General features: G+C 33.8%; 16 protein-coding genes. 4 read left to right on the forward strand and 12 right to left on the reverse strand.

The window, feature by feature from the left end; all coding sequences use genetic code 11:
• Positions 1-152: 152 nt before the first annotated feature.
• Entirely contained in the window at positions 153-386 is a 234-nt protein-coding gene (gene ilvM / locus Q0K76_RS09475) for an acetolactate synthase 2 small subunit (protein ID WP_294614919.1), read from the reverse strand.
• A 3-nt stretch (positions 387-389) separates the two neighbouring features.
• Positions 390-2,063, reverse strand: a complete 1,674-nt coding sequence (ilvG, locus tag Q0K76_RS09480) for an acetolactate synthase 2 catalytic subunit (RefSeq protein WP_294614922.1) — start codon at positions 2,061-2,063, stop codon at positions 390-392.
• A gap of 695 nt (positions 2,064-2,758) precedes the next feature.
• Here ilvG and Q0K76_RS09485 point away from each other — a divergent pair.
• Both Q0K76_RS09485 and Q0K76_RS09490 read left to right on the forward strand, forming a co-directional pair.
• Complete coding sequence (locus Q0K76_RS09485) at positions 2,759-3,646, forward strand: SDR family oxidoreductase (RefSeq protein WP_294614924.1); 888 nt, start codon at positions 2,759-2,761, stop codon at positions 3,644-3,646.
• A gap of 149 nt (positions 3,647-3,795) precedes the next feature.
• Complete coding sequence (locus Q0K76_RS09490) at positions 3,796-4,323, forward strand: hypothetical protein (RefSeq protein WP_294614926.1); 528 nt, start codon at positions 3,796-3,798, stop codon at positions 4,321-4,323.
• Positions 4,324-4,432: 109 nt separating this feature from the next.
• On the opposite strand, the gene Q0K76_RS09495 is transcribed toward Q0K76_RS09490, so the two are convergent.
• The 6 genes from Q0K76_RS09495 to Q0K76_RS09520 all read right to left on the reverse strand — a co-directional run bounded on the left by Q0K76_RS09495 (position 4,433) and on the right by Q0K76_RS09520 (position 10,137).
• Positions 4,433-5,674 (reverse strand): MFS transporter, encoded by a 1,242-nt coding sequence (locus tag Q0K76_RS09495; protein WP_294614929.1) that lies wholly within the window; start codon positions 5,672-5,674, stop codon positions 4,433-4,435.
• A gap of 333 nt (positions 5,675-6,007) precedes the next feature.
• On the reverse strand, positions 6,008-7,117 hold the full coding sequence (locus Q0K76_RS09500) for a cupin domain-containing protein (RefSeq protein WP_294614932.1): 1,110 nt from the start codon (positions 7,115-7,117) through the stop codon (positions 6,008-6,010).
• Positions 7,118-7,894, reverse strand: coding sequence for a YchF/TatD family DNA exonuclease (locus Q0K76_RS09505; protein WP_294614935.1), 777 nt, complete (start codon positions 7,892-7,894; stop codon positions 7,118-7,120). It abuts the gene before it with no gap.
• A 13-nt stretch (positions 7,895-7,907) separates the two neighbouring features.
• Positions 7,908-9,086 carry a lipopolysaccharide assembly protein LapB gene (lapB, locus tag Q0K76_RS09510; protein WP_294614937.1) on the reverse strand — a complete coding sequence of 393 codons (1,179 nt, stop codon included), beginning with the start codon at positions 9,084-9,086 and terminating at the stop codon, positions 7,908-7,910.
• A 12-nt stretch (positions 9,087-9,098) separates the two neighbouring features.
• On the reverse strand, positions 9,099-9,404 hold the full coding sequence (locus Q0K76_RS09515) for a lipopolysaccharide assembly protein LapA domain-containing protein (protein WP_294614939.1): 306 nt from the start codon (positions 9,402-9,404) through the stop codon (positions 9,099-9,101).
• 85 nt (positions 9,405-9,489) lie between these two features.
• Positions 9,490-10,137, reverse strand: coding sequence for a phosphatase PAP2 family protein (locus tag Q0K76_RS09520; protein ID WP_294614941.1), 648 nt, complete (start codon positions 10,135-10,137; stop codon positions 9,490-9,492).
• 174 nt (positions 10,138-10,311) lie between these two features.
• Between Q0K76_RS09520 and ribA the strand changes: the two genes are divergently transcribed.
• The gene (gene ribA / locus Q0K76_RS09525; protein ID WP_294614943.1) at positions 10,312-10,917 is read left to right on the forward strand and encodes a GTP cyclohydrolase II; all 606 of its coding nucleotides are present in this window, start codon (positions 10,312-10,314) and stop codon (positions 10,915-10,917) included.
• A 180-nt stretch (positions 10,918-11,097) separates the two neighbouring features.
• On the opposite strand, the gene Q0K76_RS09530 is transcribed toward ribA, so the two are convergent.
• From Q0K76_RS09530 to zipA, 4 genes are all read right to left on the reverse strand, one after another.
• The gene (locus Q0K76_RS09530) at positions 11,098-11,286 is read right to left on the reverse strand and encodes a 2-hydroxymuconate tautomerase (RefSeq protein WP_294614946.1); all 189 of its coding nucleotides are present in this window, start codon (positions 11,284-11,286) and stop codon (positions 11,098-11,100) included.
• A gap of 9 nt (positions 11,287-11,295) precedes the next feature.
• On the reverse strand, positions 11,296-11,811 hold the full coding sequence (gene luxS / locus Q0K76_RS09535) for an S-ribosylhomocysteine lyase (RefSeq protein WP_294614948.1): 516 nt from the start codon (positions 11,809-11,811) through the stop codon (positions 11,296-11,298).
• Between the two features lie 74 nt (positions 11,812-11,885).
• Positions 11,886-13,916: an NAD-dependent DNA ligase LigA gene (gene ligA / locus Q0K76_RS09540; RefSeq protein WP_363322457.1), complete on the reverse strand. Its 2,031-nt coding sequence runs from the start codon at positions 13,914-13,916 to the stop codon at positions 11,886-11,888.
• Positions 13,917-14,155: 239 nt separating this feature from the next.
• Entirely contained in the window at positions 14,156-15,079 is a 924-nt protein-coding gene (zipA, locus tag Q0K76_RS09545) for a cell division protein ZipA (RefSeq protein WP_294614952.1), read from the reverse strand.
• Between the two features lie 396 nt (positions 15,080-15,475).
• Between zipA and Q0K76_RS09550 the strand changes: the two genes are divergently transcribed.
• Positions 15,476-16,672: an efflux RND transporter periplasmic adaptor subunit gene (locus Q0K76_RS09550; RefSeq protein WP_294614954.1), complete on the forward strand. Its 1,197-nt coding sequence runs from the start codon at positions 15,476-15,478 to the stop codon at positions 16,670-16,672.
• Positions 16,673-16,735 lie beyond the last annotated feature (63 nt).

Raw genomic sequence — 16,735 nt, forward strand, 5'->3', positions numbered from 1 at the left:
TCAAATTTTACTTTTTGTTAAGTCTGTACTTTGCTGCATAATTTTCAATTAATGGTCGAGCATTATACATTACTATCTACTTTGTTTGATTGTTAAAAAATATATTACCTTAAAATATTATCCTCTGAATTTTATTGATCAGACGACATAAACTATACTTCAACTGAAATAACATCAAATAACTTGGTCAATTGATTTTGTAAGGTTGAAATTGATCTCTCTGTTGTTAATTCTATGGTTAGCGATAAAATTTGGTTTGTTGTTATTTGCATTTGCATATTTTCAACATGTCCACCACGGTGACGAATAACCCGTAAAATGCGTTCAAGTATTCCTAATTTATCATTAGCTTTTATCGAAAGTTGATATTTACTTATTTCGTGCATTACTTATTCCTTACTATTTTTGTCTAGCATGTTTTCATTTGCAGCACCTGGTGGAACCAGTGGCCAAACATTTTCTAATTCATCAATACAAACATGTAATAGGTAAGCGCTTGAAGAATTAAACATATTGTTTAATGCTGTTTCAATTTCAGATTTTTTGGTGATTTTTTGTCCTGATATATCAAATGCTTTTGCTAATGTTAAAAAGTCAGGATTGTCTGATAAGTTAGTTTCACTGTATCTTTCATTAAAAAATAATTCTTGCCATTGCCTAACCATACCTAAACGTTGATTATCAATAAGTACAATTTTAATTGGTAATTTTTTGCGTTTAATGGTGGTAAGTTCTTGAACATTCATCATGAAAGAACCATCACCCGAAACACAAATCACACAATCATTAGGCCTCGCCATTTGTGCGCCAATTGCTGCTGGCAAACCAAACCCCATTGTGCCAAGTCCACTGGATGTAATAAAATTTTGTGGATGTGTAAAGCTCATATGTTGGGCTGTCCACATTTGATGTTGGCCTACATCAGTAGTAACAATCGTAGTTGCTAATTTGCGTTCAGAAATCCTTTTTAATAATGCTGGAGCATAAATTGGCTCACCTGGATGATCGTAACGAATCGGATATTGTTTCTTGAGTTCGTTAATTTTGTGTTGCCATTCATTAATTGATACTGTTTGATCAAGTTGTGGTAATACTTGTTTTATATCACCTTGTAATCCTAAATGAGTTTGTTTTAATTTATTGATTTCTGCTTGATCAATATCTATATGAATTACTTTTGCATTGCGCGCAAATTCATTAAGTTTACCGGTTACTCTATCATCGAAACGAACCCCTAAGGCAATCAATAAATCACACTCTTGCACTGCCAAATTTGCTGCTTTTGAACCATGCATGCCGATTAAGCCTAAATAATAAGGGTTGCTAAGTTCAGCAGAACCCAAACCCTTAAGTGTTGCTACACTAGGTATTTGTGTCAGCGCCATAAAATCTCTTAATTCTGCAATTGCCCCAGACAGTCCAACACCACCACCAATATATAACATGGGTTTGTTGGCTTCTTTAATCATTTTTTTTGCAAGTTGAATTTCATTAGGAGAGATAGGCGGTATTTCAGTTTTGTTAATGTGATTATGTGGAGTTGAAGTTAAGTATTGTTGGTAGTCGTGGTTTGCAAGCTGGATATCTTTTGGAACATCAATAAGAACCGGACCAGGCCTTCCCGAGTTGGCTAAATTAAATGCTTCCTCTAATATGTTGGGTAAATCTTGTGCTTGGTTAATTAAATAACTGTGTTTGGTACAAGCTAATGATAGTCCTAAAACATCCACTTCCTGAAATGCGTCAGTGCCAATTAAATTATTGGGAACTTGACCGGTTATGGCAATAATTGGAACAGAGTCTATTAAAGCATCAGCTAGTCCAGTGATAATATTAGTAGCACCAGGGCCTGAAGTAGCAATACAAACCCCTATTTTACCTGTTGCCCGCGCATAGCCGATTGCTGCCATTGCCGCGCCTTGTTCATGACGGCAAAGTACATGTTCAATTCCACCATCGTAAAGCGCGTCATATAGAGGCATAATTTGTCCACCAGGATAACCAAAAACGGTGGAAATACCTTTTTCTTTTAACGTTTTTACAATCCACTGTGTTCCTAACATTCATTCCTCACTTATTTTTTATTATTTATTAGCCATAAAAAAACCCCCGCTTTTTGAGAGCGGGGGTTGTTACGGATTAACATTTGGTTAACTCAAAAACGCCCCCGCGCAGGAATAATGACCACGCTGACAATAATAATGCTAATGAGAACGATCTTGAGTGAAAAATTCATAATAATAAATATTAACTTGTTGTAATGATAAAACTGTTTTTAAACAACATACTCGTTTTTTAAAAAAGTGCAACTATTTTTTATTGCATATTGAATTGTTCTACAAACAAAGTCATAAAAAAATTAAGAAAATAGTTAATTGATGTGTCTTTGCGTAAAAAGATGCAATGATTATGACTATTTATTGCTGGTCTAGTTCTAATCAATTTGATACACTGACTTAAGGTGCAAGATTATGCAACACCCATGGCTTTGGTATTTTATTCATTAATGACCCCACCAAGCCAATCAAGGAAAGCCACCTTTAATAACAATTTAATCTCTTCCTTTTTATTAACGTGATAATAAAAAGATAGCATCAATAAAATAAGTTAATTCAAATATTTTATAATTATTTGAATTAATTATATATTTCAAGAAATTAAAATAAGTCTAGCATTAGGGTTTTGTAGTTAGTCAATTGTTTTTATTTAAGTTATATTGAATTTTCATAGAAATACATGTTTAACTTAGGAGAAAATTATGAGTAAACAATCTTACAATCCAGTGACTAAATATTATCATGATAAATTTAAAAAACAGAAACAAGCTGCCCCTGCTTTACAATGTGAAATGACTCCTCTTCCTGATTGTGGCGAAAAAAGTTATACCGGTCATCAACGTTTAGAAGGTCGTAAAATGCTAGTTACTGGTGGTGATTCAGGTATTGGTCGAGCTGCTGCAATTGCATATGCTAAAGAAGGTGCCGATGTGGCGATAAATTACCTTCCTTATGAACAAAAGGATGCTGAAGATGTGGCTAAAGTCATTGAAGCTGTTGGTCGCAAAGCCATATTAATTCCGGGTGATTTAAGTGATGAAGCTTTTTGTAAAAAATTAGTTGAAGAGGCACATCATAAACTTGGAGGCTTAGATAATTTGACATTAGTTGCTGGTAAGCAAACAGCAGTTGAAGATATTATGGAACTTACAACAGAGCAACTTAAAAAAACATTTGAAATTAATGTGTTTTCACTTTTCTGGGTAACGAAAGCTGCGCTAGGTTATTTAAAACCAGGTTCAACCATCATTACCACTTCATCAGTGCAAGCCTTTCAACCAGGTGCTAATTTACTAGATTATGCTTCAACTAAATCTGCAATTATTGCCTTTACTCGTGGCTTAGCTAAACAATTAGGTCATAAAGGTATTCGTGTCAATTGTGTGGCGCCGGGACCTGTTTGGACTCCATTGCAAATTTGTGGTGGTCAACCAAGTGAAGTTATTCCTGAGTTTGGTAAACAAACACCATTAGAACGTGCAGGTCAACCTGTTGAACTTTCAGGGGTTTATGTGCATTTGGCATCGGAAGAATCTAGTTATACTACTGCCGAAACATATGGTGTTACTGGTGGTATGCATACCAATTAATAATTTTCAATTGTGATAAAAGGGCTAATTTAGACAAGGATCTTTTATTACTATAACTTTTAGTCATAAATTTTAATTTTAACTTACGGCTATTATGGAATGATCATAATAGTATCTATACTAAACACCTATCAAACAAGGGCAGAATAATGAACATTTTTAGAATAATAATTTTAGCTATAATGGGATTTGTTTTAGTAAATTGTGATAATTCGAAATCTACAGTTAGTGATATTAAACAAAAAGTTGAACAAACCGGTTCCGATGTTGGTGACAAAGCAAAGGATTTAATTGAACAAACAAAATTACAAAGTGAAGATGTACTAAACAAAATCAAAGAAGGTAATTATAGTCTTGCTCAAGATATGCTTATTAATGATGCAAAACTAAAATTGCCAAAGAGCATTGATGAAACTACAACATTGGTAGATGTATCTAAAGAAAATGGCATAATTAGTTATAAATATGTTGTAAAAGGTGTAACGAAAGAGGCTTTACAAACTGAGAGTAATCAAAAATCGATATTTAATAATTTACTTGCGCTTTATTGTGATAAAGACCTAAGTATGAAAACATTAAAACTCGTATTTCCAGATGGAGCCAGTCATAATTATTATATTAATGATGAAAAAGTCTTAACCATGAATCTAAAACCAAGTGATTGTAATGTAAAATAGCAGTATTGAGACTTTTGACTAATTATTTTATTTTCGAGTAGCTAAATATAGCTAGTTAAAATAGTTAACAAAAAAGCAGGGCGTTAAGCCCTGTTTTAATTTGTTAATTTTATTCAAGTGCTTTACCTTTGGTTTCTGGGATTAAAAATAGGAATGCTGCTGCTGATAATAGATAAGTTGCTGAGAGTAAAGCTAATGCATAACTAATTGAATAAATTGTTGCTAGATAGGCAATAAGCACTTGTGAAATACCAGCAATACCGCGTCCAACATTAAAAATAATATTTTCGGCACTTGAACGAGCATCAGTAGGGTAATGTTCTGCTAACAATGCTCCATAGCCACCCATCATACCATTTACAAAAAAGCCGATTGCGGAACCGAATATAATTAACACCACCATGTCAGTTTGTTGAAAATAAAACCAAATTGATACAGCAGAGATTAATAAGAACACAATATATGCTGGGCGACGACCAAATTTATCACATAACCATCCAAAAATTAAAATACCTAGTGACATGCCAATAGTGGTTGAAATTGTCCAATTCATGGTATTTTTAAAAGGAAGCTTAAGCTCAGTGGCAATCATATTTGGCATCCATACCATAAGGCCATAAAAACCGAAGTTTTGAACAGCACAAGCAATGGTTAAACCAATAGTAGTTGCTGTGGTTCTGGGATTTTTAAATAATTTATTAATGGCAATTTTATTTTTGTTTTGATCTTTTATATTTTGCCAAATTTCTGGTTCTTTTAGACCTTTTCGAGTCCAAGCCACAAACAGGGCAGGTAAGACACCCATAGCAAAGGCCCATCGCCAACCATGGATCTCACCAACGAAATTAACGGTTAATGCGGCTAAAATTATACCTACTTGGAAGCCCAGAGCGACAATTGAAGTGGCTCGTGACCGCTTGTTTTTGGGCCAACTTTCCGAAACCAGTGTCATTCCAATACCAAATTCGCCACCAAGGCCAAGACCACTTAAAAAACGAAAAACTAAAAAACATTCATAGTTAGGAGAGATAGCACATAAACCAGTAAACAGGGAAAAGATTAAAATCGTCCAAGAAAAAACTCTAACCCGCCCGTATTTATCGGCAAGTATTCCAAACAAGATGCCGCCAAGCACAGCACCTAATAAAGTGGCGGAAGTTAATGTACCGAGATCGGTTTTAGTCAGGTTAAAACTCACTGCAATTAGGTTAAAACAAACACCTAAAATCATCATATCCATGCCATCTAATGCATAACCAACAGTGGATGCAAAAAGCGTTTTCTTTTGATATGGTGTCGCCCGCATGCTTTCACTTTCAGCTTGCTTAATTAAGTCTGCTTTAGTATTCATGTTAACCTCAAGTTATTGATGATAAATAGTTGCTTAAAATTAGTATTTGTGGATGTTTAACTTAATAGTTAAACAGGAGGGATTTCAAAGCGGGAAAAGTATATACTTAAATACTCCAAAAATCCAAATTAAAAGCAAAAAAGCGCTATTTTATTAGATAGATTATATGAGTGTTGATAACAATCATTTGATTTGTTTTTTGAAAACATAAGTAGACTAAGATAAAACAGATAACATGATTTAAGATTAATAAATTATCGAGATAATTATGTACTGTTATTAATTAGGTTAATTTTATCCGCCGATAATATTATCGGCGCAATGCAATTATAATTATTCAGTAAAATACCAATATCCTTTATTAACTAGATTTAGCATGATTTCAAGTGTTTTATCATCTGGTAATTGTTCATAGTGAAGTTCCTCACTTTCACATAAAAGATCGATAACAGGCATAGGTAGATCAATTTTTTCACCATGAATATAACCACAATCACCAATTTTAAGAATACGAATACTTGGCACACGGTATAATTTTGCCCCTGATTGTAACAATGATTTGAATTCACTATATGAATATGGTGGTTCGACCGGAACAATATTGAGCACATGCATGGGTAAGGTTATGTATTTACCAAACCAATCATTGAAAAGTGTTGGTGTTTTGATTAATTCAATCATTTGGTCTTGTAGTTTAGTTAATTCATAAGCCTCAATTCGATAAGGGTCGCGAGGTAATTTTAAATCTGGGTCTTGATAAAAGATTCCACTTGGTAAAGTGTCGATAATATAATCAGCAAAACCACTTATTAATTCTTGTGAGGTTTGTGTTCTAAATCCAACCGAATAACTCATCGATTCACCAATCGATACACCATTATGTGGGAATCCAATAGGAATATATAAAATATCTCCAGCAGTGATTTCTTCATCAATAATTGGCTGATAGTTTTCAACATGCAACAATGCTTTATGAGCACTAAATTGTTTATAATTTGGGTTACGATCACCTACTCGCCAACGCCGACAACCTTTACCTTGAATAATAAAAACATCGTAATTATCGATGTGTGGACCTACACCGGCCCCTTGTGTTGCATAGGAAATCATTAAATCTTCAAATTGCCATTGTGGAATGCATTTAAATGGTTCAACAAGGGTTGCTGCTTGCTCATGCCAATGATCTACAGCTTGAACTAGCAAAGTCCAGTGATCTTCACCTAAATTATTAAAATCAATAAATGGCCCAAATTTAGCATCCCAAATACCATTTTTATTTGACACAATGCGGCTTTCGATTTCTTCTTCCATAGCTAGCCCAGCTAGTTCATCTGGGGTAATTGGGTCAATAAAATGAGTAAAAGCATCACGTAATATAACAGGTTTTTTTTGCCAATAATTTGTTAAGAAATCATTCCAATCAATGGTTAATTTGTTGTGCATTTACTCTCCCCCTTTATACTTGAATAATTGATGAAAATTATTAGTGGTGTGTTGTGCAAGAGTTTCTAAGGAAATACCTTTCAAAATGGATAGATAATTAGCGACTTCACGTACATAAGCAGGTTGATTTTCTTTGCCTCGATAAGGGACTGGTGCTAGGTAAGGTGAATCTGTTTCAACTAAAATACGATCAAGCGGCACAAATTTGGCAACCTCTCTTATTGTTTCCGCATTCTTAAAAGTAATAATGCCTGAAAAAGAGATATAAAAACCTAAATCTAATAGTTGTTTGGCTGTATTAAGATCTTCAGTGAAACAGTGTAATACCCCTGAATAAGCATGTTGTTCTTTCAAAATTGTTAAGGTATCTTGCTTAGCATTGCGTGTATGAACTATTATCGGTTTACTTAATTTTCGACCTAATCGTATGTGTTCTTTAAAAATAAATTGTTGCTGTTCAATATTATCTTGTTGGTAGTAGTAATCAAGACCCGTCTCACCAAGAGCTACAACATTTTGCTCTTGAGCTAATGCTTCAAAGCGTTGTGCATCATAAACTTCATCATCTAGATTAAGTGGATGTACACCACACGAGAAAGAACATTGGTTTTGATATGGTTTGAGCATATCTCTCATGGACTGGTATCCAGAAAGTGTTGTTGCCACGCTTAAACAATGTCTTACCTCATTGCAAGTAGCTTGTTGTAAAACATCATCAATAGATTTATTACTATAATCAAGACTATCTAAATGACAGTGGGAATCAATTAAAAACATAAATTACTCTTTTTTATTCATCTGAATGTTGTTCAAAATCACGCACAGGTTTAATACTTGACCAAGAACGGCAAGCTGGACATAACCAATAGATAGAATTAACAGTAAAGCCACATTTTTTACATCGATAATTTGGCACCGCTTTAATTTGTTCTCCAACCATGTTGCGTAGTAGTAATAAACTCTCTTTGGCTCTGCCTTCTTCAGCGTCAGCGACATGATAATCCATTAAGCGATAAAATCCTTTTAAATTAGGGTGTTTTAATAATTCTCGATACATATAATATTGTGCTGCATCTAATCCTTTTTGTTTTTCAATAATATCAGCAAGCATTAATTCAGCCATATTGCCGGTATCTTGTTCCACACATAATTGTAAGAATTGTTGAAACTCATCTTCTTTTTGGAGTTTTTGGTAACATTTTTTTAATAAAGGGAGTGCTTCACCAATAAAGGCTTTATCTTGTTGTAAAATTTGTTTAAAACACATAATAGCCTGTTCGGTTTTATCTTGTACCATTAGCACTCGACCTAGCATCAGAGAAGTTCGTGCACAGTTGGCATCGATGGCGGCTGATTTTTGCAATAAACTGTGTGCTTTTTCCAGATCTTCATTGGCAATTGCGAGAGAGGCAAGTTCACAATAAAATTGCGCAATATCTGTTTTATATCTAGTATTACCAAGTTTAACTAACCTAGTTGCTGCATTGATTGCATTTATCCATTCACTGGTTGATTGATAAATAATGATAAGTTGCTGTAAGGCAGATTGTTGAAAGTCTTCTTCATCAATGAGTTGTAAAAACATCTCTTCTGCGCGGTCATAAAAACCTGCCGCCATATAGTCGCGTCCAAGTTGTTGGATTGCCAGTAAGCGTTGTTCAAAGGTCAAAGAAGAACTTTCCATCAGAGCCTGATGAATACGGATGGCTCTATCAACTTCTCCCCTAGAACGGAATAAATTACCTAATGTAAGATGCGCTTCGAGTGTGCCTTCATCTTCTTTTAACATATCTAAGAAAAGATCAACCGCTTTATCTTTTTGATTAGATAAAAGGAAATTAAGCCCGTCAACATATTCGCGTGATAGTCGATTTGATTGATTAAAATATTTTTGTTTTGCATTCCTGTCCCCCATATACCAACCATAAGCGGCGGCAATTGGCAAAAGCAGAAATAACAGTTCAAACATAGTTATTTATTCTTAATTAATTTGGGTTAAATTTATTTTTTGCTGTTCAGCCATATCCTCATCATATTTTTTCTGTAATTTATTTAGTTTCCGTTTGGTTGATGAATGTTGAAGTTTTAATTTTATAAAAAAGATACCAGTTAATATCCAACCAACCAGAAAGCCTGAACCAAATAAAATTGCCAGTAAAACAGATAATCGTAATTCGGATTTAGCAAGCAGATAATTGAATGTGACAATTTGATCATTAGCCGATCCTAATGCAATAGATATCGCAAAGATGATAGCAATGAATAAAAACAATATAACAAATTTCATAATGTTGACCTTTTTGATTTTGTTTTTTTACTGAAACGTCTACTTAACCTGAAACTTCTTGACATAATTAAACGTAATAAAAACATTATGTTGCTACTATATGCCATTTTCTTGCATAAAAATAGCAAATTAGTGCAATACCCCAAGCAATAAAGCTGCCAAAAATTAAATCAACCGGGCGATGCATTCCTAGTAATAATCGGCTTACTTCAATAAAAATTGCCCACAAAATAAATGTACTAACAATCAAGTAATGACGCCTAAATCCTAATATAATCATTGCCAAAAAAGCCCATGTCGTTGCAAATATTGTATGTCCAGATGGAAAGGAATAGCTAATTTCCTTTTCCCAGTGTTTACGCAACCAAACTGGTATAGTTTTAGAGTCAACTAATAATTGGTGCACAAGTTGCTTTCTTTCTACTTTTGATAATGAATAAAATTCTTTATCATCTATATTAAACTCTTTCGCCATCCACAAAACAAAAGGTCTGGGCTCTGCGACTTGTATTTTAATAATACTTTTAAGTATTTGTCCTATTAATATCGTCGAAATTAAAATCAGCCATAAAAATATAAGCTTTTGTTTTGTTTTTACAGGTATTAATATAGTTATTAAACATGAGAATAATATTGATGAAATTATTGCCCATGGATAGCTTACCGTTTCAGTGACCCAAAAAAAGTATTTGGAAATATCATTTAATGCGTCAGGTTGCCAATTCCAATCCAACGCGTTGACCGTCAATGGTATAATTAAAAAAATCACCAGTGTGGCTATTGTTTTTTTTATAATTAGCCCCATTTATACATCCGAATTACGCACAAAGTATAGTCATTTTAGCATAGATAGTCATTTGTATTTAAAATTTCTTGTCTATGTTTTGATTAAATAACGGAGACAATAATGCAGTTAAGACTTGTTACACAAGCGAAACTACCAACGCAATGGGGTAATTTTACTATTGTTGGATTTGAAGAAATTGCAACGGGAAAGGATCATGCGGCCTTAGTTTTAGGCAATATTACAGATCAATCTTCCGTTTTAACCAGAGTCCATTCTGAGTGTTTAACTGGAGATGCATTATTTAGTTTACGTTGTGATTGTGGCTTTCAATTAGAAGCGGCTTTAAAACAAATAGCTAAAGAAGGTAAAGGGATTTTAATTTATCACCGCCAAGAAGGCCGTAATATTGGCTTACTTAATAAGATAAGAGCTTATGCATTGCAAGATCAAGGACTTGATACCGTTGAAGCTAATGAACAATTAGGTTTTGCCGCTGATGAACGTGATTTTACACTTTGTGCTGATATGCTCAACTTATTGGGAGTGTCCCATATTCGTTTGTTAACTAATAATCCTGAAAAAATTAAAGTATTAAAAGAAGCTGGTATTGATATTGTAGCAAGAGTCCCTTTAGAAGTTGGGGAAAATCCAAATAATGAACATTATTTAGAGACCAAAGTTGCAAAAATGGGGCATTTGTTACATCTTCATCATTGTAATGATTAGGTAGTTAATGTTCACAAACTACGTATTTATTTTTTTAATTTAATTAGATAATATAAATTGTGTTTTATTCTTTTTAAAGAACGACTAATTAATTGCAAGATTAGAGATTAATTAGTCATATCTTTATGGCATTATGAGGCAATTTATTCATGATAATTATCGTAATTTGATAAATGATTGTTAATCTTTATCACAGCGTAAAACTCCACCATTTGCGATTTGATCTTTTGATATTTCATGCATAATAATTTGTACTGCTTCGCGTTTACAATTTAGTGTTTCCACAATTGCATCAGTGACTCGCTTTGCCATTTCTCTTTTTTGTTCTACACTGCGACCTTCTAGAAAGTCAATTACTACATTTGGCATATTTATTCCTTACTGGTTAATTTGAGCTAATTGTGCATCTGTTAATGCAATGTCTTGATTATGACAGATACCAATGCCTGATTGAATAATTTTTTTCGCAATAACTTTAGCCTCATCTAAAGAGTGCATTTTATACGTACCGCACTGATATTCATTTAATTCAGGAATATCCTTCTGGGATATTACGTTTAATACATCATGCATCGATTTTAACCAGGCATTTACAACTAAAGATTCATTTGGTTTTCCTATAAGGCTCATGTAGAATCCGGTGCGACATCCCATTGGAGAAATATCAATAATCTCAACGTCATTACTATTCAAATGATCTCGCATAAAGCCTGCAAATAAATGTTCCAATGTATGTATTCCCTTTTCCGGTAACTGTGATTTATTTGGAGTAGTGAAACGAAGATCAAAAACTGTAATGCTATCCCCTTTAGGTGTTTGCATTGTTTTAGCTACTCGAACAAATGGTGCTTTCATTTTGGTATGATCAACTTTAAAACTATCTAATAATGGCACAACTTTCTCCTTAATCTTGTTTTGGTCAGTCATTTTATTATTAATGACATAATACCTTTTGTCGTATTGTATTTTTATTCCGCCAATAAGCGTAACATTTCTTGTTCATCAATAACATTAATGTTGAGCTCTTGCGCTTTATCTAACTTAGAACCAGCAGCATCTCCGGCGATGACAAGATCAGTATTTTTCGATACACTTCCTGTCACTTTTGCTCCTAATTGTTTCAATTTATTTTTGGCTTCATCTCGCGTTAATACTGATAGTGTTCCTGTTAAGACCACAGTTTTGCCAAAAAAAGGTGAATTAATCGATGTTGTGTTGGCTTGTAAATCAATATCTTGCCAATGAATACCGATTTCATTACTGGTCAACTGTTCGATTACATCACGATTATGAGGTTCTTGAAAAAAATCTATAATACTTTCTGCAATAACAACGCCAATATCATTTACTGTTTGTAATTGCTCTAAAGTTGCATTTTCAATAGCGGATAAATTGCCAAGTTGATTAACCAGATTTTCTGCGGTTACTTCGCCTACATTAGGAATGCCAAGTGCGAAAATAAAACGACTCAAAGTAGTATTTTTAGAATTATTGAGCGCATTGATTAAGTTATTGGCCGATTTTTCACCTATTTTATCTAATGAGCATAAAGTTGGTACACTTAGTTTATAAAGATCAACTGGCGTTTTAACGTAATCTTTATCAACCAATTGTTCGATGATTTTATCACCCATACCATCAACATTCATTGCCTTTCGTGAAACAAAATGTTTCAAGGCTTCTTTGCGTTGTGCTGGACAAATTAACCCTCCAGCACAACGTGAAATCGCTTGACCCTCATCTCTAACAATTAATGATCCACATATTGGACAATGTGTAGGAAATACGATTTCTTTAGTATTTGTTGGACGACGATCCAGGAGCACTGCAACAATTTTAGGAATGACATCACCCGCGCGGCGAATAGTGACATAATCGCCTTCGCGAATATTTAAGCGTGCTATTTCATCACTATTATGCAAGGTAGCATTACTGACAATAACACCTGCTACTGATACCGGTTCGAGTCTGGCAACAGGCGTAATTGCACCAGTACGGCCAACTTGAAAGTCGACTTTATTTAGTTGGGTGACTTGTTCTTGGGCTGGGAATTTGAATGCTGTTGCCCAACGAGGTGCACGAGCAACAAAACCTAATGCTTGTTGTTGCTCAATTTGATTAACTTTGATAACTACGCCATCAATATCAAAATCAAGTGACATACGTTCTTCGCCAATTTGTTTAAAATAATCTAAGGCTTTTTGTGCTCCATGACGTATTTGAACTTTATCACTGACTGGTAATCCCCAAGCTTTAAATTGCATTAAACGTTTATAATGAGTATCAGGTAAGGAGGCACCTTCGACAATACCAACACCATAACAGAAAAAAGTAAGTGGTCTTTTAGCGGTAATTTTTGGGTCTAATTGGCGAAGGGAGCCGGCAGCAGCATTACGGGGATTAGCAAATAGTTTTTCATTACGTTTTGCCGCATCCGCATTAAGCTTTTCAAAACCATGGTGTGTCATAAATACCTCACCGCGTACCTCTAGGCGAGTAGGTACATTATCACCATGTAATACTAATGGAATAACTTTAATCGTTCTGATATTAGCAGTAATATCTTCACCTGTTGTGCCATCACCACGAGTTGCAGCTTGCACAAATCGCCCATTTTCATACAGTAAACTTACTGCTAATCCATCAAGTTTAAGTTCACAACAATATTCGACCAGTTCTTCTTCACTTAAATTTAAGCGATCTTTTACTCGTTTATTAAAGGCAAAGAAACTTGTTTCATCAAAAACATTATCTAGCGATAACATTGGCATTTCATGCTTGATTGATGAAAATTGCGCTAAAGCTTTCCCACCAACACGTTGTGTTGGCGAATCAGGAGTAATCAGGTCTGGGTGTTGAGATTCCAATGTTTGTAATTGAGTTATTAATTTGTCATATTCTGAATCAGGGATTTCCGGAGCGTCTAATACATAATAAAGATGTTCATGATGTCTAATCAAATTGCGTAACGAAGTTAATTGTTCGGTTATTTGCTCAATGGATTGTGACTGCTTCATTAAGTTGTTAGTGGTATTTGATATTGGCATGATTGTAGACTCTTTTATTAAAATATAGATAATTCTGTAATATATTACAGTTGCCTTGTGCAAATCTTAAATGATAATAATGATTGTGATGCAAAACAACAAGCAAAGCAAACATACTATGCCAGTTTTGTTGTTACCGCTAACAGCTATTAGCGGCATGTGTTGATGAAAAAAAAAGAATTATATAAAAATTATATTTCGTTACACGCTTTTTTAATCCGATTTTTGTAATTATCAATTTTTTGTGGTGTTAGCATGTGGTGCTCATCATCTAAAACTACACCATTAACATCATCAGCTATCCGTTGCGCTGTTTGTAGCATTAATTTGAAATTTTGTTGATTATTTCCATGAGTCGGTGCAACCATAAAAATAGAAACGCCGGGTGTGGTAAATTCGTGCATTGTTTCAGGATCTAAATATCCAGGGTTAATCATATTGGCTAAACTAAATAATACTGGTCCATTGCCAGCTGGATCAACATGGCGATGAAAAATTCGCAAATCACCAAATTGAAAACCAGATTGGATAATGCTGGCTAGTAATACATCACCCTGTATTAATTTGCCATTTATACCCGTCACATTTAATACTATAATTTCTGTTTCAGTGTCTTCTTTGCGCTCTAGATTTAGTTTTTCGTGCTTATTGTGCTTTATATTTGATTCTGACATATCCTTATTGGATTTTTCTTGGCTATCATTCGATTTAGAGGTATCAATATTTTTTTCAATATTTAATGAATCATCACTATCGGTTTTAGGGGGGGTTGAGATAGTTAATTCTTGATTTATCTCAGGTTCTAAATCTTGAGTATTATCGTTATTAAATAGATCATCTTGTTGTGGTATTTTTTCTTGCTCAGGTTCTTGATTTAAATTATTAGTGCTAAGGATATTTTTGTTTTTTGTTTTTTTTATTATGATAACGTCATCTTCTTCGAAATCGTTGATATAGTTATCCTCATACTGTCCTGTATTAGGAGTAATTTTTTCTTTTTTATTTGAATTAAATAAAGAAGAGCGTTCTTTTTTATTGATCAAAAAACCATGAATCAATAATGCAATAAAGACTAAGGATGCTACAACAATCAGAACAATACGTAAGTTATCCATAATAACCATCTCAGAATTAAATTTAATATAGACTCAAACCATTTATAAATACAATTGAACGAATATGATTCCCGAGTACCAAAGGTGAACTTTTTATTTTTCTTAGTAAATTAAATCAATATTTTTAAATATCGATAGTAAGACGTTGCTATTATACTATTTTATTCAAGATAGTATCAATTCTATAAACTAGTATATATTACTTTATTTCCTCAAATAATCATAATTATCAATGTATTTTTTTGTTACTCAGTTGAATTTTTATTTTTTTAGAACTCTGTGCTATTGACTTGTAAAATACTTACAATGAATGCATTTTTTTTGTAAAATCAATGATTACTTTTAAATAAGAATAATTTTTTTAAAAAATAGTTATTATGCTGAGGTCATTTGTTTATGCGATTTAACAAACTTTTATTAACAGTTCCAGTGGTGCTAACTAGCTTATTTTTTTTGGCAAGTTGTGATAATAGCAAATCAGGAGGTGGTGGTAACCAATTACCTCATGTAACTGTATTTAAAGTTAACCCATTGACTTATACATTAAAGATCTCATTACCTGGCCGTGTGGTAGCCTCACAAATAGCAGAAATTAGACCACAAGTGGGCGGGATCGTATTGAAACGAGAGTTTGAAGAAAGTTCCAATGTTAAGGCCGGCCAGTCACTTTATCAAATTGATCCCGCTATTTATCAAGCTAATTATGATAGTGCTGTTGCGAGCGTAGCAAGTGCCAAAGCAAATGCCAATATCGCACAACTAACTTTAAAACGCTATGCTGGTCTATTGAATACGAAATCAATTAGTCAACAAGATTATGATAAAGCAGCAGCAGATGCTAAACAAGCTGAAGCAAGTGTACTAGTTGCACAAGCAGCAGAACATACTGCTAAAGTTAATTTAGATTATACTAAAGTATATTCACCTATTGATGGTTATATCGGTAAATCGAATGTTACCGAAGGTGCCTTAGTTGCCGCAGGACAGTCAACGCCATTAGTCCTTGTTCAGCAACTTGACCCTATTTATGTTGATATGACGGAGGCGGCTACACGCTATAACAAATATCTTCAAGATGAAGGTGTTATTTTTGAACCGGCTAAAGGTAATAATGTTGATCTATTTTTTAATGATGGTTCTCGATACACTTATCCAGGTAATGTTAAATTTTCTGATATGACGGTTAATGAAACCACAGGCACAGTAACCTTACGTTCTGAATTTCCTAATAATGAAGGTAAGATATTACCAGGTATGTTTGTTAAACCACAAATGACCCTAGGTTATATTAAAAATGCTGTACTTGTTCCACAACAAGGTATTACCAGTAACGCGCTTGGACAATATACCGCTAAAATTTTAAAACCTGATAACACAATAGAGTATCGCCAAAACTTACAGGTTTATACTGGTATAGGTGGTTATTGGGTAGTAACTAAAGGTATAGATGTTGGTGAACAAGTTATTGTCACTGGACTACTTAATTTGACTGCGGTTGAAATGGGACAGCCTATGCAGGGGAAAATGGTTGGTGAGCCTGCCAGTCTTTCACAAGAACAATTAGATAATATGATCAAAAACAGCATGAAATAAAACAGGGGTAGATTTAATTATGGCTAAGTTTTTTATTGATAGACCTGTTTTTGCATGGGTAAT

The organism is uncultured Gilliamella sp., from assembly GCA_945271295.1.
Taxonomy (GTDB): domain Bacteria; phylum Pseudomonadota; class Gammaproteobacteria; order Enterobacterales; family Orbaceae; genus Gilliamella.